This is a genomic window from Micromonospora sp. NPDC049559 (genome assembly GCF_040676675.1).
Taxonomy (GTDB): domain Bacteria; phylum Actinomycetota; class Actinomycetes; order Mycobacteriales; family Micromonosporaceae; genus JBFAPK01.
Genome location: NZ_JBFAPK010000026.1, coordinates 60,918 through 80,242 on the forward strand (window position 1 = coordinate 60,918; position 19,325 = coordinate 80,242).

At 74.4% G+C, this 19,325-nt stretch carries 15 protein-coding genes and 15 tRNA genes; 7 read left to right on the forward strand and 23 right to left on the reverse strand.

The window, feature by feature from the left end; all coding sequences use genetic code 11:
* Positions 1-29 precede the first annotated feature (29 nt).
* Positions 30-512, reverse strand: coding sequence for a MarR family transcriptional regulator (locus AB0J86_RS25160; protein WP_363860061.1), 483 nt, complete (start codon positions 510-512; stop codon positions 30-32).
* 31 nt (positions 513-543) lie between these two features.
* On the opposite strand from AB0J86_RS25160, the gene AB0J86_RS25165 reads away from it, so the two are divergent.
* Positions 544-1,605, forward strand: a complete 1,062-nt coding sequence (locus AB0J86_RS25165; protein ID WP_363860062.1) for a GNAT family N-acetyltransferase — start codon at positions 544-546, stop codon at positions 1,603-1,605.
* Between the two features lie 46 nt (positions 1,606-1,651).
* Here the strand turns inward: AB0J86_RS25165 and AB0J86_RS25170 are convergent, their stop codons facing one another.
* The 3 genes from AB0J86_RS25170 to AB0J86_RS25180 form a co-directional block, all read right to left on the reverse strand.
* The gene (locus AB0J86_RS25170) at positions 1,652-1,879 is read right to left on the reverse strand and encodes a hypothetical protein (RefSeq protein ID WP_363860063.1); all 228 of its coding nucleotides are present in this window, start codon (positions 1,877-1,879) and stop codon (positions 1,652-1,654) included.
* A 64-nt stretch (positions 1,880-1,943) separates the two neighbouring features.
* Positions 1,944-4,448, reverse strand: a complete 2,505-nt coding sequence (locus AB0J86_RS25175; RefSeq protein ID WP_363860064.1) for an L-tyrosine/L-tryptophan isonitrile synthase family protein — start codon at positions 4,446-4,448, stop codon at positions 1,944-1,946.
* 57 nt (positions 4,449-4,505) lie between these two features.
* On the reverse strand, positions 4,506-5,333 hold the full coding sequence (locus AB0J86_RS25180) for a class I SAM-dependent methyltransferase (RefSeq protein ID WP_363860065.1): 828 nt from the start codon (positions 5,331-5,333) through the stop codon (positions 4,506-4,508).
* A gap of 259 nt (positions 5,334-5,592) precedes the next feature.
* Between AB0J86_RS25180 and AB0J86_RS25185 the strand changes: the two genes are divergently transcribed.
* Positions 5,593-7,047: an AMP-binding protein gene (locus AB0J86_RS25185; RefSeq protein ID WP_363860066.1), complete on the forward strand. Its 1,455-nt coding sequence runs from the start codon at positions 5,593-5,595 to the stop codon at positions 7,045-7,047.
* On the opposite strand, the gene AB0J86_RS25190 is transcribed toward AB0J86_RS25185, so the two are convergent.
* From AB0J86_RS25190 to AB0J86_RS25200, 3 genes are all read right to left on the reverse strand, one after another.
* Positions 7,025-7,348: a phosphopantetheine-binding protein gene (locus tag AB0J86_RS25190; protein ID WP_363860067.1), complete on the reverse strand. Its 324-nt coding sequence runs from the start codon at positions 7,346-7,348 to the stop codon at positions 7,025-7,027. The genes AB0J86_RS25185 and AB0J86_RS25190 overlap by 23 nt on opposite strands.
* Before the next feature lie 164 nt (positions 7,349-7,512).
* Entirely contained in the window at positions 7,513-8,763 is a 1,251-nt protein-coding gene (locus tag AB0J86_RS25195; protein WP_363860068.1) for an MFS transporter, read from the reverse strand.
* On the reverse strand, positions 8,760-10,064 hold the full coding sequence (locus tag AB0J86_RS25200) for an ATP-grasp domain-containing protein (protein WP_363860069.1): 1,305 nt from the start codon (positions 10,062-10,064) through the stop codon (positions 8,760-8,762). The genes AB0J86_RS25195 and AB0J86_RS25200 overlap by 4 nt, the downstream gene beginning before the upstream one ends.
* Before the next feature lie 155 nt (positions 10,065-10,219).
* Between AB0J86_RS25200 and AB0J86_RS25205 the strand changes: the two genes are divergently transcribed.
* A complete protein-coding gene (locus AB0J86_RS25205) occupies positions 10,220-10,786 on the forward strand; it encodes a CGNR zinc finger domain-containing protein (protein WP_363860070.1) in 567 nt (188 codons plus the stop codon).
* Between the two features lie 74 nt (positions 10,787-10,860).
* Here the strand turns inward: AB0J86_RS25205 and AB0J86_RS25210 are convergent, their stop codons facing one another.
* Complete coding sequence (locus AB0J86_RS25210) at positions 10,861-11,343, reverse strand: hypothetical protein (protein ID WP_363860071.1); 483 nt, start codon at positions 11,341-11,343, stop codon at positions 10,861-10,863.
* A 112-nt stretch (positions 11,344-11,455) separates the two neighbouring features.
* On the opposite strand from AB0J86_RS25210, the gene AB0J86_RS25215 reads away from it, so the two are divergent.
* The 4 genes from AB0J86_RS25215 to AB0J86_RS25230 all read left to right on the forward strand — a co-directional run bounded on the left by AB0J86_RS25215 (position 11,456) and on the right by AB0J86_RS25230 (position 14,365).
* Positions 11,456-12,139, forward strand: coding sequence for a response regulator transcription factor (locus AB0J86_RS25215; protein ID WP_363860072.1), 684 nt, complete (start codon positions 11,456-11,458; stop codon positions 12,137-12,139).
* Complete coding sequence (locus tag AB0J86_RS25220) at positions 12,136-13,440, forward strand: HAMP domain-containing sensor histidine kinase (protein WP_363860073.1); 1,305 nt, start codon at positions 12,136-12,138, stop codon at positions 13,438-13,440. Before AB0J86_RS25215 ends, AB0J86_RS25220 begins: the two co-directional genes overlap by 4 nt.
* Positions 13,441-13,518: 78 nt before the next feature.
* The gene (locus AB0J86_RS25225; RefSeq protein WP_363860074.1) at positions 13,519-14,094 is read left to right on the forward strand and encodes a PepSY domain-containing protein; all 576 of its coding nucleotides are present in this window, start codon (positions 13,519-13,521) and stop codon (positions 14,092-14,094) included.
* 198 nt (positions 14,095-14,292) lie between these two features.
* Positions 14,293-14,365, forward strand: a tRNA-Gly gene (locus AB0J86_RS25230).
* 115 nt (positions 14,366-14,480) lie between these two features.
* Here AB0J86_RS25230 and AB0J86_RS25235 read toward each other — a convergent pair.
* From AB0J86_RS25235 to AB0J86_RS25305, 15 genes are all read right to left on the reverse strand, one after another.
* Positions 14,481-17,093 carry an MXAN_6230/SCO0854 family RING domain-containing protein gene (locus AB0J86_RS25235; protein ID WP_363860075.1) on the reverse strand — a complete coding sequence of 871 codons (2,613 nt, stop codon included), beginning with the start codon at positions 17,091-17,093 and terminating at the stop codon, positions 14,481-14,483.
* A gap of 485 nt (positions 17,094-17,578) precedes the next feature.
* Positions 17,579-17,661: transfer RNA gene (locus tag AB0J86_RS25240), tRNA-Tyr, on the reverse strand.
* A 57-nt stretch (positions 17,662-17,718) separates the two neighbouring features.
* A tRNA-Glu gene (locus AB0J86_RS25245) sits at positions 17,719-17,789 on the reverse strand.
* 5 nt (positions 17,790-17,794) lie between these two features.
* Positions 17,795-17,867 (reverse strand) — tRNA-Val (locus tag AB0J86_RS25250).
* A 33-nt stretch (positions 17,868-17,900) separates the two neighbouring features.
* Positions 17,901-17,974: transfer RNA gene (locus AB0J86_RS25255), tRNA-Pro, on the reverse strand.
* Positions 17,975-17,979: 5 nt separating this feature from the next.
* A tRNA-Arg gene (locus AB0J86_RS25260) sits at positions 17,980-18,052 on the reverse strand.
* 1 nt (position 18,053) lies between these two features.
* A tRNA-Ala gene (locus AB0J86_RS25265) sits at positions 18,054-18,129 on the reverse strand.
* Between the two features lie 6 nt (positions 18,130-18,135).
* Positions 18,136-18,210 (reverse strand) — tRNA-Leu (locus tag AB0J86_RS25270).
* Positions 18,211-18,265: 55 nt separating this feature from the next.
* A tRNA-Thr gene (locus AB0J86_RS25275) sits at positions 18,266-18,341 on the reverse strand.
* 4 nt (positions 18,342-18,345) lie between these two features.
* A tRNA-Leu gene (locus tag AB0J86_RS25280) sits at positions 18,346-18,419 on the reverse strand.
* Between the two features lie 5 nt (positions 18,420-18,424).
* Positions 18,425-18,495: transfer RNA gene (locus AB0J86_RS25285), tRNA-Gln, on the reverse strand.
* 54 nt (positions 18,496-18,549) lie between these two features.
* A tRNA-Gly gene (locus AB0J86_RS25290) sits at positions 18,550-18,623 on the reverse strand.
* A gap of 8 nt (positions 18,624-18,631) precedes the next feature.
* Positions 18,632-18,704: transfer RNA gene (locus tag AB0J86_RS25295), tRNA-Thr, on the reverse strand.
* A 10-nt stretch (positions 18,705-18,714) separates the two neighbouring features.
* A tRNA-Ala gene (locus tag AB0J86_RS25300) sits at positions 18,715-18,787 on the reverse strand.
* A 180-nt stretch (positions 18,788-18,967) separates the two neighbouring features.
* Positions 18,968-19,040 (reverse strand) — tRNA-Trp (locus AB0J86_RS25305).
* Positions 19,041-19,325 lie beyond the last annotated feature (285 nt).

Below are 19,325 nucleotides of genomic sequence, written 5' to 3' on the forward strand. Positions count from 1 at the left end.
GACGGCCCGCCGGGGATCCCGGTGGGCCGTCATCGCGTTGCCGCCGGTTCCTGGGGTCCCTCCAACCTCCGGGCGATCTGTTCGATGGCAGCGAGATCGTCCGGGGTGAGGCGGTCGATGAAGTGCTGTCGGACCGACTCGACGTGGGTGGGTGCGGCGTCGTCGAGGGCGGCCAGCCCCTGCTCGGTCAGTACGAGGAGACAACCCCGGCCGTCGGTCGGGTCGGGTGCGCGCCGCAGCAGACCACGGGCTTCCATCCGGGTGGCGTGGCGGGAGAGCCGACTGCGTGACCAGCCCATCTTGTCGGCCTGTTCGCCCAGGGTGCTGGTGTGCTCGGGCCGCTCCGACAGCGTGCTGAGCACCTCGTAGTCGGGCTTCGAAAGTCCGACCGTGGCCAGATCACGCGCGGTGCCGGCCTGGACGGCGACCATCACGCGCCGGAACGCTCGCCACGCGCGTTCCTCGTCGGGGTTCAGCCAGCGCACGATCCCGGCGGACGGTTTTGTTGACATGTAATCAATCTAGCATCTAGTCTTCGTTTCCATGTCAACGAGATTGCTTCGCGTCCTCGTGCTGGTCTGCACCACCCGTCCCGGCGCCCTCGGTCCCACGGTGGCGGAGTGGCTGATCGACACCATCACCGCTCGGGCGGCGGAACTCGGCGCCGAACTCGTGCCGGTGGCCCTCGGCGACCTGAACCTGCCGTTCCTGGACGAGGAGGAACATCCTTCGTCCGGTGTCTACCGGCACGAACACACCCGTCGGTGGAGCGAGATCGTCGACGCGGCCGACGGGTTCCTCGCGGTCACCCCGGAGTACAACTACGGAATGCCGGCGGCGTTGAAGAACGCGCTGGACTACCTCAGCCGCGAGTGGGCGTGGAAGCCGATCGGCTTCGTCAGCTACGGCAACACGTCGGCGGGCACCCGGTCGGTCCAGCACGCCAAGCAGGTGGTGACCACCCTGCGCCTGGTTCCCCTGGGCGCCACGGTCTCGTTGCGGATCGGCGAGGCCACCGAGGACGGTCGGATGCGCCCCGACCCGGCCCGTGACGCGGCCGGTGTCGCCCTGCTGGACGAACTGGTACGGGTGGCCAACGCCCTGCGGCCGATGCGTGATCGCGTACGGGCCGGTACGCTCACCGGCCCGTTGCCGGGGTCCTACGCGAGGCGGCTGACGCCCGACGACGCGCCCGACGTGACGGTGTTGCAGCGGTGCTGCTGGGTGGACGAGGCCGTCGTCAACGACACCATGGACCTGCCGGCCCTGCGCGAGTCGCTGGACGAGGTACGCGAATGGTTGAACACCTGGGACACCACCGGCCTCTGGCTGGACGGCCGACTACTGGGCATGGTGCGGACCCGCCAGGTCGAGGCCGACCTGCACGTGGGTCGGCTCGCCGTCGTGCCCGACCTTCGCGGCCGAGGGCTGGGCCGGTGGCTGCTCCGTACCGCCGAGGCCGCGGCCGAACCGGACCGCCGTCGCATCCTGCTGTCGACCGGCGCGAAGAGCGTGCGCAACATCGACCTCTACCGCGCCGAGGGGTACCGGCCGATCGGTGCCTCCGACGGCGCCGTCCACCTCGCGAAGGAACTGCCCCGGTAGGTGCCGCGGACGCCGGGGGTGCCTTCCGGCGCCGGCGGTGGCGCGCCTACCGGTGCCGGTTCCGTGGATGGTTCCTGGCCGTCCGCTCGTTGCCGTGCTTGTAGTTGCCGGTCAGGCGCGCCATCAGCTCCTGCGGGTCACCGTCCGCCAGGTCGGCCAGGAACCGGCGCGCGGCGGCGCCGCGAAGGACACCGGCGGGGCGACCGTGGTGCAGCAGCTCGACGTCCCCGTTCTTACGGAGGCGATAGGTGAATCCCTCGGGTGCTCCGCTCATCACCGCATCGTCCACGTGGCCGGCTCCGGTACGCGAACGATTTCCGGCGCACCGGGCGTCCCGGTCAGCGACGGCGCAGGCCGATGGAGGCGACGAAGTCGGGCGCCAACTCCAGCTCCGCAGCGGACGGGGCGAGCCGTACGGCGGTGACCGGGACCATCGCGAACGGCTGCGCGGTGCCGAGCAGCGGCGAGTAGAGCGGCACGAACCCCTGGTCGTGCAGGGAGAGGTGGAAGTCGGCCGAGATCGTCCCCCGGGCGTCGATCGCGCCGGTGGCGTGCCACGACGGGATCGGCGCGCCGCCCAGCAGGTTGAGCCCCAACCGGTTGCGGCCCGGCCGGACGCTGGCGAGCACGGCATTCGGGACGATCTCCTGGCGGTATCCGGCCTCCCGGTCGGCGTACCAGGCCGCGAGGTACTCCAGGGTGTCGTCCCAGGTGGTCCGGAGCAGCGCCCGCCGGGCCTGGCGAAGCTCGGCCGGTACGCCGGCGTGCACCTCGTACAGCTCCGCGTAGAGGGACTGCGCCCAGGCGAGCATCGGCATGCCGACCGGCTCCGGCACCGGGACCGAGTGGACGAGCGAGCGGAACAGTGGCACGAAGTTGCCCCTCGGGTCGACGGCGGCCGCCCGGCTCAGCGCGGTCAGCGGATCCACGGTGACGTCCAGCCCGGCGAACGCCCGCCGGTGCTCGCGTCGGACCCGCTCGGCGAACTCGGCGTGCTCCCGGCGGCGCGCGGGCTCGATCCGCTGCGCGATCAGGTCGCCGTATTCCCGGATCTCCAGGAAGTCCGCGCCGACCGCCTCGGCGTACCGGATCCGGGTCCGGAACCCCTGCTCCAGCGGCAGCAGCGGGTGCCGGCGGAAGTGTTCCCCGTCGAGGACCAGCGTGACCCGGGCGCCCGGCGGGTAGACCTGGCCCAGGGCGCCGACCAGCTCGGCCAGCCGTACCGTCATGGCCAGGTCGGCCAGGTCGGGCAGGGGACCGGGCGCCTTGAGCCGGCTGTGGCTGAACTTGGTCGCGAAGCACATCAGGACCAGCCGGACGGGTTCGCCCCGCGCGACGACCGGCATCAGATCGCCGAGCGCCTGCTCGACCGGGTAGTCCGCGCCGGTGCCGAGCCGGAACTGGCGGCGCCGCAGGACGTGGTAGACCAGTCGGGCCTGGCGCTCCACCGCACCGAGCCGGCGGTCGGTACGGCTCCGGCTGGCCACCGCGTTCTCGGCGGTACGGGCCGCCGAGCTCTTGGCGGTGGAGACGAGCCTGCTGACCAGCGCGTCGGTCTGCGCCGCGCTCCAGTGCACCGCGTACCGCCGCGCGAGCGGGTTGCGGCGCAGCTCGCCGACGCGTACCGACGACAGCGACGGGGCGTACGACAGCGCCGGCGGCGCGTACGGCCGGGCCTGGCGCCAGGTGTCCGGGGCCCGCTCGACCGTGTCCAGCACGAACACGCTTCCGCCCCCCGGCGTCGTCTCCGGCCGTGCCGTCGTCTCCGGTCGCGGCGTCGTCTCCGCCGGTTCCGGGGCCGGCACCGGCGGTGGCGGCGCACCGACGCGGAGCCGACCGGTGGTGGCCAGCGTCGCGACCGTCGCCGGCGTCGGGTCGGCTTCGCGCAGCTCGCCGCCGAGATGGAAGATCTCCTGCCGCAGCCGGGCCAGTCCGACCGGTCCGGCGTCGCCGGGCGAGCGCAGCAGGCGGACCACCGGAGCGGCCCGGTGCCCGGTCCCGTCCGGAACCCGGGCACGGCGCACCAGGTCGAGCAGGCGGCCTACCGCCTCCTCGGTCCCCGCCTCGCCGGCGTGTGCGTACCGGGCCCAGCGCGGGTCGGCGCGCAGCCGGCGTGCCGTCGCGGGTTGGAGGAAGCGCAGCTCGGCGACGACGATCGTGTCCAGTGTGGACAAAACGACGGCGGGGTCACGCCCGGACGCCGCCGCGCCGGCCGTGGCCAGGGCCGCGACGGCGGCCAGCCGGCCCGCCGCACCGCCGGGAACTCCGCCGCCGGCGCCGAAGGTCGCGTCGTCGCCGTCGTCGTGGGTCGCACCGCCGTCGCCGCCGAGGGTCACGTCGTGGCCGTGGGTCGCGTCGTCGTCGGCGCTTTCGACGGCGGTCGCGCCCTGTGGCGGCAGCGGGCTGGCCGACAGCTCGGCGACCACGACCCGCCCGGTCGGCGCACCCTCGGGCGTCAGCTCGAACAGCACGTCGGCGCCGGGGTCGACCAGCGCCCAGCCGTACCGGTCCAGGGAGGTGCGGAAGACCCGCAGCATCGGCCGGAGCAGGTACTCCACGAGCGCGTCCGGTACGTCGACCGCGCCGAGCGACGGATGGGTCAACACCGCCCGCGCGAGCGCCGGTGCGGCCGCCAGCTCCCGCGCGCTGACCGTTTCCGATCCCTTCGGTACGGCCGGGTGGTCCGGGAAGAGCGGTCCCGGCGAGGCGGGTCCGCCCGGTGCCGGTGGCGCCGGTGGGCAGGCCGCGTAGAGGCGCAGCATCGGATCAGCGCGCAGCATGCGCCGCAGATCCGTCCAGGTCGGTGGCTTCGTCCAGGTCAGGGTGGCATCGGTCGCGAACATTCCATCCCCCGTGTGTCGTCGGCGACTCGTGCTCCAGGCGGCGTCAGCGCCCGCCGGTCACTCCCGGCGGCCGATCAGCACCTCCGTACGGATCGGCTCGACGAAGACCCCGCTCGGTTCGATTCTGATCAGCTCGGCCCGCAGGTCGTCCCGGAAGTCCCCGGCCCGCTCGGCGAGCGCGCCCGGGGTGGAGTCGGGCATCGTCATCTGCAGGCCGACGAGCGACTCCACGTCGTGCCGGCGCTCCCAGCGCACCTCGAACGCCTCGACGCGGCCGAACGCGGAGGCGCCGAGCAGGTCCCGGTGCTCGCGCCGTACCTGCCCGTACGTCCGCCGGTCGGAGCGGGCGTCGCCGCGCCAGCGGCGGCGGAAGGGTATCCAGCGTTCCCGCACCGCGACCACCGCGTCCGCCCAGGTGGGACGGTCGGGCACGTCCGGCGCGGTACCGCTGACGCTTCCGGTGACCACCACCACCGCCCCGGCGGGGCGGATCATCCCGTCCAGGGTCCGGAGGGTCGCCGGCCGGTCCATCCAGTGGAACGACGCGGCCATCAGCGCGAGGTCGAACGCGCCCAGCCCGAGCCGCGCCAGCCCCGAGGAGTCCCCCTCGACGAAGGTGATGTTCCCGACGCCGGCCTGCCCGGCCGACCGGCGCCCCTCGGCGAGCATGGCCGGCTCGGGATCCACCGCGACCACCTCGGCCACGTACCCGGCCAGCGGCAGCGTCGCCGTCCCCGGCCCGCAGCCGAGGTCGAGCGCGCGCTGGGTTCCGTCGAGGCCGAGCCGGGCGGCGATCCCGGCGAAGACGTCGTCCGGGTACGCCGCGCGGTACCGCGCGTAGTATCCGGCCGCGCCGGCGAACAGGCTTGCCGTCGTTTCCGTCATCGCTTCTCTCCCCCCGTGGTCCCCACCCCGACCGGCCGCTTCCCCTCGGCCCCGGCGTTCCCCGCCCGACGGAGCGACCTCCCTGCCCCCGACGGAGCGACCTCCCCGCCCCACGAAGGGACGCTCCCCGCCGGACGAAGGGACATCGAAGCATCGAGGTGCGACAATCCTATCCTCGCCGTCGCGCATCGCCGATCGGTAATATCCGCCGGGACCGGACGTTCCGCGCGGGGCGGAACTCCGGCGGGGGAGGTCGGCGATGTCGCTCGATGGTTCCGGCGAGATCAGCATCGGTACGCGGATCGGCCGGCTCGCCGCCGCGCACCCGGACCGGCCCGCGGTGACCGCCGTCGCGCCCGACGGCAGCCGCGACAGCATGACCTGGAGCCGGCTGGAGAGCGAGAGCAACGCGGCGGCGCGTCGGCTGGCCGAGGCGGGGGTGACGGAGCGGACCACGGTGGCCGTGGCGCTGCCCGCGGGGATCGACCACGTGGTGGCGACCATCGGCGCGTGGAAGCTGGGCGCGCTGGTGGTGCCGCTGGACCCGTACGCGACCGCCTCCGAGCGGGCCGCGATCGCCACCGCGCTCGGCGAGCACCTGAGCGTCGGCGGCCCCGGCAGCACCGTACCGGCGGGCAGTTGGCGTACCGGCGGGCACCCGACCGGGCCGCTCGCGCCGCGTGGCGTACCAAGGTCGGCCTCGCTGACCGGCGGCACCACCGGGCTGCCGCGGGTGGTGCTGCGCCGCAAGCCGTGGTCGTACCCGCCGGACGGGCTGCTGTCGGCGAGCGAACGCGCCCGCGGGATGCGCTTCGAACAGGTGCAACTGGTCGTGCTGCCGATGTACCACGCCGGATTCAGCGCGCTCTACCAGGGGCTCGCCCTCGACCACCAGATCGTGCTGATGGAACGTTTCGTCCCGCGCCTCTTTCCCCGCCTGGTGCAGGAGTTCGGGGTGAACTACGTACGCATCGTGCCGGCGCTCATGCGGATGATCCTCGACGTCCCGGACCTCGGCGACTTCGACCTGTCCAGCATCGAGGGCGTGCACCACGGCGCCGGGCCGTGCCCGGAGGAGGTCAAGCGCCGCTGGCTCGCGCTGATCGGCCCGGAGCGGGTCTACGAGGACTACGCAAGCCAGGAGCGGGTGGGCTCGGTGCTGATCCGGGGCGACGAGTGGCTCGCGCACCCCGGCAGCGTCGGCCGCCCGACGGACTGCGAGATCCGCATCCTCGACGAGGACGGAAAGGAACTCCCGGTCGGCGAGACCGGCGAGATCTACCTGCGGTCGGCCGCCTCCCGCCAGCCCGAGTACGTCGGTACCGGCCCGGCGCTGCCGGAGCGCGACGGCTTCCTCAGCATCGGCGACCTCGGCTACCTCGACGCGGAGGGTTACCTCTACCTGGTCGACCGCAAGAGCAACGTCATCAACGTCGGCGGCGCGAACGTCTATCCGGCCGAGGTGGAGGACGTGCTGCTGCGCCTGGCCTCGGTGGCGGACGCGGCGGTGGTGCCCCGGCCGCACGAGTACCTCGGGCAGGTCGTGCACGCGCTGGTCGTACCGGCGGACGCGGCCCGACCGCCCACCGGGGCGGCGCTGGCCGCGCACTGCCGCGCGCACCTCTCGCCGACCAAGGTGCCGATGTCGTACGAGATCGTGGCCAGCGTCGCGCGCAAGAGTTCGGGCAAGATCAGGCGTCGGGACCTGGCGTAGCGCCCGACCCGCCGGCGGGCCGCGCGCGCAGCCGCTCGGCGACCTGGGCGGCGAACCGGCGTACGTCCGGATCCTCGAACAGGCCGGCGGGATCCACGCTCACGCCGTAGTCCTGCTCGACCCGGGCGACGATCCAGAACGCGGCGAGCGAGTGCCCCCCGAGCGCGAAGAACGTGCCGTCCGGCGGGCAGGCCACCCCGAGCACCTCGGACCAGATCTCCCGGACGTGCGCCAGGACCTCGGGATCGACGACCGGCTCGGCGGCCGGATCCACGGTCGGATCGAGAGACGAGTCGGACATCGCGCGGACCTCCCCAGCGACGGCGGCAGCGAGCGTATCAGGCCCGTCGATCCGTGCGCGGTCTTCGCCGTGCGCCGGGCGCCGGTGGGCCCGACCTCGCGCCGTCCCCGCCGCCGTCGGCCGGGTCAGGACGCGGGCTCGCCGACCGTGGGCCGGCCGGGTCATTAGACCGGCTCGCCGACCGTGGACCCGGCGCGGCGGCGCGGCAGACAGAGCTGGGCGGAGAGCAGCCCGGCCGCGCCGACCAGGGCCCACAGCGCCCACGGGCCGATCGCGTACACGGCGCCGCCGACGAGTGGTCCGGCGCCCGTACCGATCGCGTACGCGGCGCCGTACCACCCCTGGTAGCGCCCGACCAGCGGGGGCGGGGCCAGACTTCCCAGGTAGGCGCTGGCGACGGGGCTGGAGATCATCTCGCCGAGCGTCCAGATCAGCACGGTCGCCGCCAGCGGGATCATGCCGGTCGTGAACCCGGTCAGCGCGAGACCCACGGCGACGAGCAGGTTGCCGACGGCCAGCGCGTACTCCGGCCGGTACCGGGCGACCGCGCCGGTGACGGGCAGCTCCAGCACCAGCACCAGCAGACCGTTGAGCCCGAGGAGCAGACCGAAGTCGCCCGCGCGCAGACCCACGTCGCTGACGTGCAGGGGCAGGCCGACCGTGGACTGGACGTAGACGAACTCGGCGACCACGGTCATCAGCAGGAATCGCACCAGGGCACGGTCGGCGAGCGCCCGTCGGTACCCGACCGCCCGGTCCGCTCGGTCCGCCCGAGCGTCCGCGTCGTCCCGGTCGAGCCGCGACCGGGGCGGATCGCGCAGCAGCACCGCCACGACCACGCCGAACAGCAGGCACGCGGCGGCGTTGCCCAGGAACAGCTCCACGTACGAGGTGCTGGCCAGGAGGCCGCCGATGACGCCGCCCAGGGCCGCGCCGATGTTCATCGCGAACCGGAACACCGCGAAGGCGGCGAGCCGTTGCCGGTTGGTCGCCACGGAGTCGAGCAGCACCGCGGCCGCGGCCGGCCGGTAGACCTGCGAGGTCACGCCGACGAGGCCGACCACCGCGACGATGACCGGGAACGGTCCGACGGCCGGCACGATCGCCGTCAGCCCGGCGGTGGTCAGGGCCGAGAGCACGATGGTCCAGCGCCGGCCGAGCCGGTCGGCGAGGTGGCCGCCGACGGCGTTGCCGAGCACGTTGCCCAGACCGGAGACGCCCAGCACGAACCCGGCGGCGCCGGCGGAATATCCGCGCCCGGTCAGGTAGAGCATGATGAACACGGGCAGGAAGTTGCCGACCCGGTTGACCAGGATGCCGAGGCTGACGATCCAGACCCGGCCGGGCAGGCCACGCAGCGCGTCGCGGAAGCGCGGCTCGTCGGCGCCCGACCGGTCCGGCGGCGCGCCGCTCACCCGACGCGCTCGGTCCGCACGTGGATCGCCGCGGCCAGCCGCCTGGCGTGGGCGATCGCCTCGTCCGCGGTGGCGCCGCGGGCGATGACGTGACCGACCTTGTCCTCGTTCCAGGTCAGCGGTGCCACCTCGTCGCCCGGCTCCACCCGTACCCGCAGGTCGACGTAGGCCGGGTCGGCGCGTACGGCGTCGACACCGGTCACCGCCACGACCCGTCCGGGCTCCGGCGTGAGGAACCGGACGGCCACGCCGCCCCGGGGCTCCGGGGACGCGGTCAGCGGCTGCACCACGCCGAACCGCGCGCCGAGCGCGTAGCGCTCCATGTCGACGCCGTACGCGATCTCGGTCAGGTCGTTGATCCGGTCCCCGCCGACGCGGTTGTGCGACTCGACGATGCGCGGGCCGCGCGAGGTCAGCTTGACCTCGGTGTGCCCCGGGCCGTCGCGCAGCCCCACCGCGTCGAGGAGGTCCGTCACCAACCGCGTGACCTCGCGCAGCGTCTCGGCCGAGCAGCCGCTGGGCTGCGAGTGTCCGATCTCGACGAAGTTGGGGCCGGCGCACTCCTTGTCGGTCACCGCGACGACCACGTGCCGGCCGTCGAAGGACAGGGTCTCCACGCTGATCTCCGGGCCGTCGAGGAACTCCTCCATGAGGAACTCGTCGAAGGAGTCGGCGCGGGACAGGTCCCTGGCGGCCAGCTTCCCGTCGAGGGACCGGAACCGCTCGGCGACGACCTCCACGTCGGCGTGGTCGCGGACGCGGAACACTCCCAGGCTGCCCGATTCGCGGACCGGCTTCACGATGATCGGCAGCCCGTGCGCCCGGACGAACTCCCGGACGTCCCGCGCGGTACGGCCGACCGCGGCGGCCACCGGGCTGATGCCGCGGTCGGCCAGCCGCTGGCGCATCCGCCACTTGTCCAGCAGCAGTTCCACGGTGGCGACGGACTCGCCGCCGAGGCCGAGGGCCCCGTTGATCCGCGCCGCCGGCAGCAGTCCGAGTTCGAACAGCGACACGGCCGCCTGGAACGGGTACGCCTCGTGCAACGCCCGGACCAACGGCAGGAGCCGGTCGACGTCGCCGTAGTCGAGCAGCAGCGCCTGGTCGACGTAGGGCCAGTGGCCCCGGTCGTACTCGTCCGGGAACTGGGCGTGCACCACGTCCAGGCCGAGTTCCCGGGCCTTGCGCAGCTGCTCGATCCGGCCGCCGACGACCAGGGCACGGGGCCGTCCGGTGACGCCCGCCGAGGACGGTCGACCGGCGGGTACGGCGGCGTCCGGCAACATGGCTTCCCCTCGCACGCTTCCTCCCGACGACCGACTGCAACACCGGCAAAAACGCTATGCTGGTTGCAGCCGGAAGTCAACCGGCTTTCGGGTTATGGTGGTGTCGGGCTCGCGGGGGCCCCGGGACGGCGAGCTTCCGGCAGCTCGCGCCGCAGCACGAGGGGACGATCGTGACGACCGGTCCGGACAAGGGCGCCGCAACCGCGTACGCCGACCTGCTATGCGCGTTCGCCAACACCCTCGACGTGGACGTCGACGCCACCGTGCCCGACGCCCTCACCGACCCGGCCGCGCTCACCGACTGGCTCCGCGCCCACGGCCTGCTGGGCCCCGGCGACCGGGCGGACGGAGCCGACCTCGACGTCGCGCTCGCCCTCCGGTCCGGGCTGCGCACCGCCATGGCGCGTCACCACGACGACGACCCGGCGTCACCGGTGGCCGACCTCGACGCGGCGGCCACCCGGCTGCCGCTCCGGATCGTCTTCGACGGCACCCGTCCCCGGCTCGCCCCGGCGGTCGACGGCGCCCGGGGCGGCCTGGCCCGGCTCCTCGTGGCGGTGGCCGACGCGCAGGCCGACGGCGTGTGGGTACGCCTGAAGCTCTGCGTCGCCGACGACTGCCAGTGGGCGTTCCACGACACCTCGAAGAACCGCTCGCGGCACTGGTGCTCGATGGGCGTCTGCGGTAACCGGCAGAAGACCCGCACCTACCGCGCCCGCCAGCGGGCGCAGGAGTGAACCCGTCGGGTCGACGGTGGCCGCGTGGGCGGGGCCGTCGAGCTGCCGCGGCGGCGCGCCGCCCGGGCCGACCGTCAGTCGTCGTGGTCGGTACGCAGGTTCGGCTCGCCCGTGCGGCACTCCACCTCGAACTCGACCCGGTCGTGACCGTCGCGGGTGGAGCGGAACTCGCCCTCGGCGCGCTCCCGTGGCCCCGCGTCCCGCTCCCTCACCGTGAAGCCCTGCGCCGGGGACATGCTGACGATCTCCGAGCCGGTACCGACGCACCGGGCGACGACCGTGCCGCCGCGGGTCGGGAACGACCGCGTCGTACCGGAGGGATCGCCCGGCGAGGGGGCGGGTCCGGTACCGGCGCTCGCCGCGGCGGTGGGGGAGCCGGTGACGTCCAGGGAGGGCAGGGCGGCCAGTTCCCGGGACACCTCGGCCTCGCTCCTCGGCCGGGAGGCGGACGAGGAGATCCCGGAGCCGATCAGGTCGATGGCGGCGAGCCCCACGAGCACGGCCACGGCGGCGGCCCCGAGCCAACCGGCGATCGCGAAGAGCGTACGACGTCCCACCGGGTCGACTATGCCCGCCGCGGCGTTAAGACGGGTACCGGGAAACGGTAAGGGAAGGTAAAGCGAGCACCGGCGGAGCCTGCGTCGAGCGTTCCTCGCGTTACCGTGCAGCGTGGCCCATCTGCTGCTGATCGAGGACGACGTGGCGATCCGTACCACGCTGGTGCGGTCGTTGCGGGAACGCGGGCACGCGGTGGCCGCCTCGCACACCGCGATGGACGGCCTGCAGACGGCCCTGACCGAGCGCCCCGACCTGGTCGTGCTCGACCTGGGCCTGCCGGACCTGGACGGCGCCGAGCTGCTGCGCATGCTGCGCGCCGTCAGCGCCGTACCGGTCATCGTGGCGACCGCCCGCGACGACGAGGACGAGATCGTACGGGTGCTGGACGCGGGGGCGGACGACTACGTGGTCAAGCCGTTCACCGCCGCGCAGCTCGACGCGCGGGTCCGGGCGGTACTGCGCCGCGGCGGGCCGGGCCGCGCCGAGGCGCCGGTCGTGGTCGTCGGCGGGCTGCGCCTGGACGCGGGCGCCCGCACCGCCTCGCTCGACGGCGCGCCCCTGGAGCTGACGCCACGCGAGTTCGACCTGCTGCACCACCTGGCGAACCGGGCCGGACAGGTGGTGACCAAGCGCGAGCTGCTCACCGAGGTGTGGCAGGTGCCGTACGGCGGCGCCGACAAGACCGTGGACGTGCACCTGTCCTGGCTGCGCCGCAAGCTCGGCGAGACCGCGCAACGTCCGCGCTACCTGCACACCGTGCGCGGGGTCGGGATCCGGCTGAGCGAGCCGGCGTGAGGGCCCGGCTCGGGCTGCTGGTCGCGGCGACCACCTGCCTGGTGCTGGTCGCCTTCCTCGTGCCGCTGGCGCAGCTGGTCCGCCAGGTCGCCGAGGACCGGGCGGTGAGCCGCGCCAACGACCTGATCCAGGCGGTCGTCCCGCTCGTCGGCACGTCCGACCCCGCCGAGCTGGAACTCTCGCTGACCGGGCTCGCGGCGCCGGTCACCGTCTTCCTGCCGGACGGCCGGGTGCTCGGCCCGCCCGCGTCGCCCACCCCGGCGGTACGGCTCGCCGCGCGGGGCGGGTCCGCGCTGACGGTGCAGACCCGGGCCGGGCGCGAGATCGTCGTACCGGTGGTCAGCGGGGACGGCACGGCGGTGGTGCGTACCGTCGTGCCGCGCGACGAACTCACCCGCGGCGTCACGCGGGCGTGGCTCGTGCTCGCCGGGCTCGGGGTGCTGCTGGTCGGGCTCGGGCTGCTGGTCTCCGACCGTCTCGCCCGCAGCCTGACCGCCCCGATCGAGGACCTCTTCGCGGTGTCGCACCGGCTCGCCCGCGCGGACCTGGCCGCCCGGGCCACCCCGGCCGGCCCGCCCGAGCTGCGCGAGGTCGCCGGCGCGCTGAACCACCTGGCCGGGCGGATCCAGGACCTGCTCCGCGCGGAGCGCGAGCGGGTCGCCGACCTGTCGCACCGGCTGCGCACGCCGCTGACCGCGCTGCGGCTGGAGGCGGAGGCGCTGCGCGACCCGGACGAGGCCGCCCGCCTCACCGCCGCGGTGGACGGCGTCGAGGCGGCCGTCACCGCCGCCATCCAGCAGGCCCGCCGGCGCGGCGCGGAAGCGCCGCAGGCGCCGGGCCGCTGCGACGCCGCCGCCGTGGTACGCGACCGCCTCGCCTTCTGGTCCGTGCTCGCCGAGGACACCGATCGGCGGGTACGCACAGAGCTGCCGGCCACGCCGCTGCCGGTGGGCGTACCCGCCGACGAACTCGCCGCCGCCCTGGACGCCCTGCTGGGCAACGTCTTCGCGCACACGCCCGACGGCACGGACTTCGCCGTCGAGCTGCTGCCCCGCGCCGGCGGCGGCGCGCGGCTCGCCGTGACGGACGCCGGTCCCGGATTTCCCCGCGCGCAGGGCGGGGCCCCGCGGCGGGGCGCCTCGGGCAGCGGCTCGACCGGGCTCGGGCTGGACATCGCCCGCCGGGTGGTGGAGACCGGTGGCGGTTCGCTCCGCCTCGACCGGGCGCCCGGCGGCGGCGCCCGCGTGCTGCTGGTGCTGGCCGCGCCCGGCAGCGGAGCCGTGCCCTTTACCGGAGCTTAGCGAGCGCACAGCGCGCCCCTAGCGCGCGCCGGGGGACCGTGGGGACGCCCGAACACCCCAGAGTTCCCGGAGGTTCCCGTGATCAAGCTGCGTACCGTGGCCGCCCTGGCCACCTGCGTCGTCGCGGCCGGCGCCGTCACCGGTACGGCCCTCGCCGCCGGCGCGGACGACCCGACGCCGAACCCGTCCCGGTCGGCCGGCCCCTTTACCGCCGACCGCCGTACCGACGGCAACCCCTCGCCGGACGACAGTCCCTCCACCGCCGACAGCCCCTCGCCGGAGGTGAGCGCCGCCGGCCCGTCGGCGGCCCCGTCATCCTCGGTTTCGACCGTCGACGCGGCGGACGCGCGCGCGATCGCGTTGCGGACCACGAACGGCGGCCGGGTGGTGAGGATCGAGAGGGAGGCCGAGCACGGCCGACCCGTCTGGGACGTCCGGGTCCTGGTCGGCGGAGTGGAGCACGACCTCGACATCGACCGGGAGTCCGGCGCCGTGCTGCGGCACGAGGTGGAGCGCACCTCGGGCCGCGACGGCCGGGCCTCCGACGACGACCGTGACGACGACCGCGGCGGTCACGGCGCCGACGACCGTGACGACGACCGCGGCGGTCACGGCGGCGACGACCGTGACGACGACCGGGGCGGACGCCGCTAGAGACCCGTTGGGGCGCAGGTAGGGCGCCGCTGCGGCGGCCGGGCGGGCGCGGCGGGGGCCTCGGGGTGGCGCACCCCGCGCCCCGCCGCGCTCCGCGTCGTGGCCGGGGTTCCCGGCGACATCGGCGGGAACCGCTTTGGCAAGTCGTCCGGGGTTCGGCTAGAGTCCACATCCGTCGCCGCGAGACACCGGCGGCACGCGGACGTAGCGCAGTTGGTAGCGCATCACCTTGCCAAGGTGAGGGTCGCGGGTTCGAGTCCCGTCGTCCGCTCAGCTCCTCTCCCGACAGCCGGCGCGGCCCCTCCAGGCGACCAACGCCGCCACCTCACGTACGCCTCGTCGCCGTCGGCGTACCCGGCGATCAGCTCGTCGAGCACGGTCCCGGCCTACGGGGCGAGCGGTGCCAGCAGCGCGGGGACGTCGGCGGCGGCCAGGAGCCGTACCGCGTCGGCGTCGAGGCGCGCCGGGTGCAGCGCGTACACCTGCGCCCCGGGCGGGGCAGGCAGGTCCCCGCGGAGCAGGAACTGCACGCCCGCCGTGGCGGCCTCCGCCGCGCCCGCCCGGCCGTCACCGTCCGCGGTGGCCAGCCGGGCCGCGAACGAGGCCACCGACTCGCCGGCCCGGCGCCGGTACGACCACACCTCCTCGTCCCGGCGTACCAGCACCTCGGGGGCGCGGGCGGCGGCGATCCAGCGACCGAGCTGGCCCAGCGTCACCCGGGCGCCGGCGGCGAACGACTCGGTGAGCGCGTCCGCGACCACGGCGAACCGGTCGTGGTGCCGGTGCACGGCGTGGTCGGTGCCGGTGACCAGGGCGTCGACGTCGAGCCAGCGCATGGTCCGCTCGGCCAGGTCGACCACGAACGGAATGGTGACCCGCCCGGGCCCGGTCAGGTCGAAGCGCTGCTCGACCGCCCGGGCGTCGAACGCTTCGCCGCCCCCACCGTCGGAGCCGGCCCGCTCCTCCTCGCCACCGCCGTCGGAGCCGGCTTCGGCGTTGGCGGCGTCGGCGCCGGCGGCGCGGAGCATGAAGCCGGCGAACGCCTCGGCCATCTCGGTGAACGGCACGTCGTTGTAGCTGAGCACCGCCACCACCGCGTACCGGCCGCCGGCCGCCGCCAGCGTCTCGACGTCCAGGTCGATGAACTCGCTGGCACCCCGTGGCGCCGGGGCGCTGGTCAGGTCGCCCGAGTGCACCGCGCCCGGCACCCGCAGGCTCGTGTAGTCGCAGGTCGCGACGTGCCGCCAGGAGTCGTCGTACACGGCCACCGACAGATCCAGGTCGACGCGCTGCGCCGATTCCGTCCAGTGGCAGAACAGGCGCAGGTGCCGGCCGGCCGGCACCGGCAGCACGCTGCCCCGGGCGAGGGTGACCAGGGCCCGCGCGGCCGTGCGCTCGGCGAACGGGGCGACCAGGCCCTCCAGCTCCGCGTCGACCACCGCCCGGTCGACCGGCGGCAGGGCGGCGGCGCGCCGCAACACCTCGTCCTCCAGCACCCGTACCGCCGCGTCGACCAGGTCGGCCGGCAGCGGCGCGCGCCCGTCGTCGACCACGTGGGGAGCCGTCGTCCGGCCGGCCGGGAAAAAGACCCGGAGCCGGTGCGGTACCGCCCGGGTGCGAAGCTCGCCGAGCGCCGACAGCAGCACCGCCGGGGCGGTCGAGCGCGCCGCCTCGGCGAGACCGGCCAGCACCGGCTCGCGCTCGGCGGTGTCGGCGACCCGCAGCAGGTGGTCGGCCCGGCGCAGCAGCTCCCCGGGCCGGTCGCGCAGCGTCGCCACCGCGGCGGCCACGTCGCCCGTGGCCAGGGCCTGCTCCACGACCCGGCCCCGCCCGGCGACCACGACCCGGCCGTCGCGCACCTCGACCTCGGCCAGGCCGCGCGCGGTCGCGTCGAGGACGCGCCCGGCCGGATGCGCGCCGAGATCGGTCTGCCGGATCGCGGCGAACGCCAGCGCGGCGCGGGGGTAGCGTCCGGCGTACTCGCCCGGGTGCAGCCGTTCGCCCACGGCGATCCACGCCCGCCGGTGTCGGCGCATGTCCTCCACCAGCCGCGCCGGGTGGATCCGGTCCAGCGCCGCCAGCAGCGCCCGCCGCAGGGCACGGGGTACCGGGGCGAGCCGGGGACGGCCGACCAGCGAGTCCCCGCCGGAGCGGGCCACCAGCAGCCGCAGCACGTCGGTCGCCGTGTCGACCAGCCGGTCCGCCACCGGCACGGCGCCGGCCGGTACCGGGTCGGCGAGCAGCCAGCCGAGCACCCGCGCCTTCGTCTCCCGGCCCGGAATCCGCGCCGGCAGCCACGACACCTCGCCCCGCTCCTCGGCCGCGAGCAGCGCGGTCAGGTCGGCGACGTCGCCGGGCGGAAGCGCGCCCGGGCGGGCCAGCAGGGCCGCGAGTTCGGTACGCCCGTCGGCGGTCTCGTCCCGGCCCAGGTGCAGCACCCGCAGCCGCTGCGGGCCACCCGTCCGCGCCCCCGACCGGCGTACGGCCGCCTCGTCCGGCTCGCCCGCACGCAGGTACGGGTCGGCCGGGTCGAGCCGGCGGTGGCAGACCGGGCACGCCGAGAACTCGGCCGGGTCGAAGCAGGCACGGCAGACCAGGTGCGCGCAGGGGCTGACCGGGCTGACCGTCGCCTCGCGCGCGCAGAGCACGCACGCCTGCTCCGGGCTCTGGAACCAGGCGGCCAGCACCCGGTCGACGAAGAACGCACCCGTGTCCGACGGCACGCTCCGCGGAAATCGGCGGAACAGCGGCACGTGTGGACGGTCGGCGCCGAGCAGCGCGTCGCAGTCGGCGACCAGCGCCGAACCGAGCCCGACCAGTTCGGTCGGGCCGACCCGCAGCAGCGTGTCCCGCAGGGCGGGGGAGAGCAGCCAGCCACGGTCGACCAGGTCGGCCTCCAGCAGTCGTACGCCCGGCTCCGCCGCCGGGTCCGGCGACCCGCCGGCGGCCGGCGGATAGACGGCACCGCGGCGGCGCAGCAGCACCCGTGCCCGCGTCACCGGGGATGCCTGCGTCTCCCGCGTCCCTACGACCACCATGACGTCGCCGCCTCCCGCCCCGAGTGCCTCCGGACATGCGTGCGGGGCCGGTGATTGGCTGCGCTGCTCAGCCGAAGAGTTCGATAGAAGGAAGCGCATCCGGGAGCCGGCCCCGCACGGTCAAGATAGCGGATCACGCAAGCTCTCCCGTCCGCCACCCGTCGCAGGTCCCGGTGTCGAACCGGGCGGGCCGCCGTTATGAGCGGCGGTTGGACGGCCAACGTCCCCCTGCGGTCGTTCCACAGCGGATGGCACCGGGCGCTGTCCGCACCGACCGTCGTGGGCCGGTTCGGCAGGACATGCCTGAGAAGCGAGGCCGGGACTCGAACCCGTGTCACACGTTTTGCAGACGTGGCGCTCACCCAGAACGATCGCCTCGCCGTGACGCCCGCCGGTCGCGGGCCGGTACGGCGCTCGGTGTACCCGCCCTCGCCGAGGGCGTGACGTGCGGGCGGAGAGATTCGAACTCTCTCAGCACGAGGCACCTGTTTTACAGACAGGCCCGACTCTCCCACGTCGGCGCGCCCACTTGCGGTGACTGATCGGAATGGAGCCGGCACGTGTCGCGCGGACACCCGCCAGATCGTCGCGCGTGCGGGACTCGAACCCGCTCTGCCGGTGTGAAAGACCGGCGGCCTACCCATAACCGAACGCGCGGTGCGTGCTCCGGGGCGGACTCGAACCGCCGACCTCCGCCGTGTCATGGCGGCGCTCTGCCAACTGAGCCACCGGAACAGGTGCGGGACCGGGAGTCGAACCCGCCGGAAGTCGGGACGGCCGGATTCGAACCGACGACATCTTGGCCCCCAGCCAAGCGCGCTACCAAATTGCGCCACGTCCCGATGCGTGCCCCGAGCAGGATTCGAACCTGCGACCCCCTGATTCGTAATCAGGTGCGCTCTCCGCTGCGCCATCAGGGCATGGAGGACCCGACAGGAATCGAACCTGCGGCCTTCCGCGTGCGAGGCGGACGCTCTACCAACTGAGCTACGAGCCCGTTGCGTACCCGGGGCGGGATTCGAACCCGCAGAACTCCGCGTTCTGAGCGCGGCGACTTTGCCATTTTGTCCACCCAGGCGTGGAGGCTGGTCGCCCCCGTGTGAACCGGAGTCACGGCGTGTGCGCGGCCGGCGTGGAGCCGGCGACGGGACTCGAACCCGCTGCCTCCCGTTCACAAGACGGGCGCACCGCCGGATGTGCTTCGCCGGCACCGTGCCCTCGGCGCGATTCGAACGCGCACTGCCCGCCACCTCGGGGCGGTGCCTCCTGCCGTTGGGCTACGAGGGCGTGAGCTGAGAGCGGAGGATTCGAACCTCCACGATTTGCTTCAGAGGCAAACATGCTGCCGTTACATCAGCTCTCAAGGGCGGCCGGCGGGGGAGAGAGAGGGTACGGCCCGCCGGCCGCGGAACAATGCTGGAGCGGTTACCGAGAATCGAACTCGGACCTTCGCCATGGCAAGGCGATGCTCTTCCGTTGAGCTACAACCGCGGGGGAAAAGCCGTCGGCCAGACTCGAACTGGCCACCTCGCGCGTACCGGGCGCGTGCTCTACCTGCTGAGCTACGACGGCATGCCGGACGTGGACCTGGCCGGGATCGAACCGGCGCTCTCCGCCCTGCCGAGGCGGCGCGCTACCAACTGCGCCACAGGCCCGTGCTCCGGGGATCGGGATCCGTGCCCTGCCGGCCCCGCTCGGGCCGGGCCGGTCGGTACCGGTCTCCCGACCCCCGGACTCGCCCGACCGCGGCGCACCACCGTCGGCCGGGCTTGTGTTTGTGCCATCCGCTGTGGAGTTCTCAACTATCGGCCCCACCGACCGAGGTCGGGGGAGAGCAGGGGTGACAGGACTCGAACCTGCAGCCTTCGGTTTTGGAGACCGCTGCGCGACCAGTTGCGCCACACCCCTATGCACGTGTCGCCGGCCCGTTTCGCCGGGTGGGGAACGCCCGCCCGTCCGTGATTCCGGCGGGTAAGAGAAACGCCGCCCGGTCCCGGTTCGGGAGGGCGGCGTCAACGCTGGGAGATCCAGCTATGTTCGCCGCCGGTCCGGGTAACGCCGCCATTGCCGGGCGAGACAGGTCCGGGTCAGCCCCGCCGCGGGCAGCAGGACACCGCCGCGCGGCATTCGCCGCGTGGTGCCGGTGAACCTTTGCTGCGACATTTCGGGGCTCCCTCGTCCGGTGTTCGATTC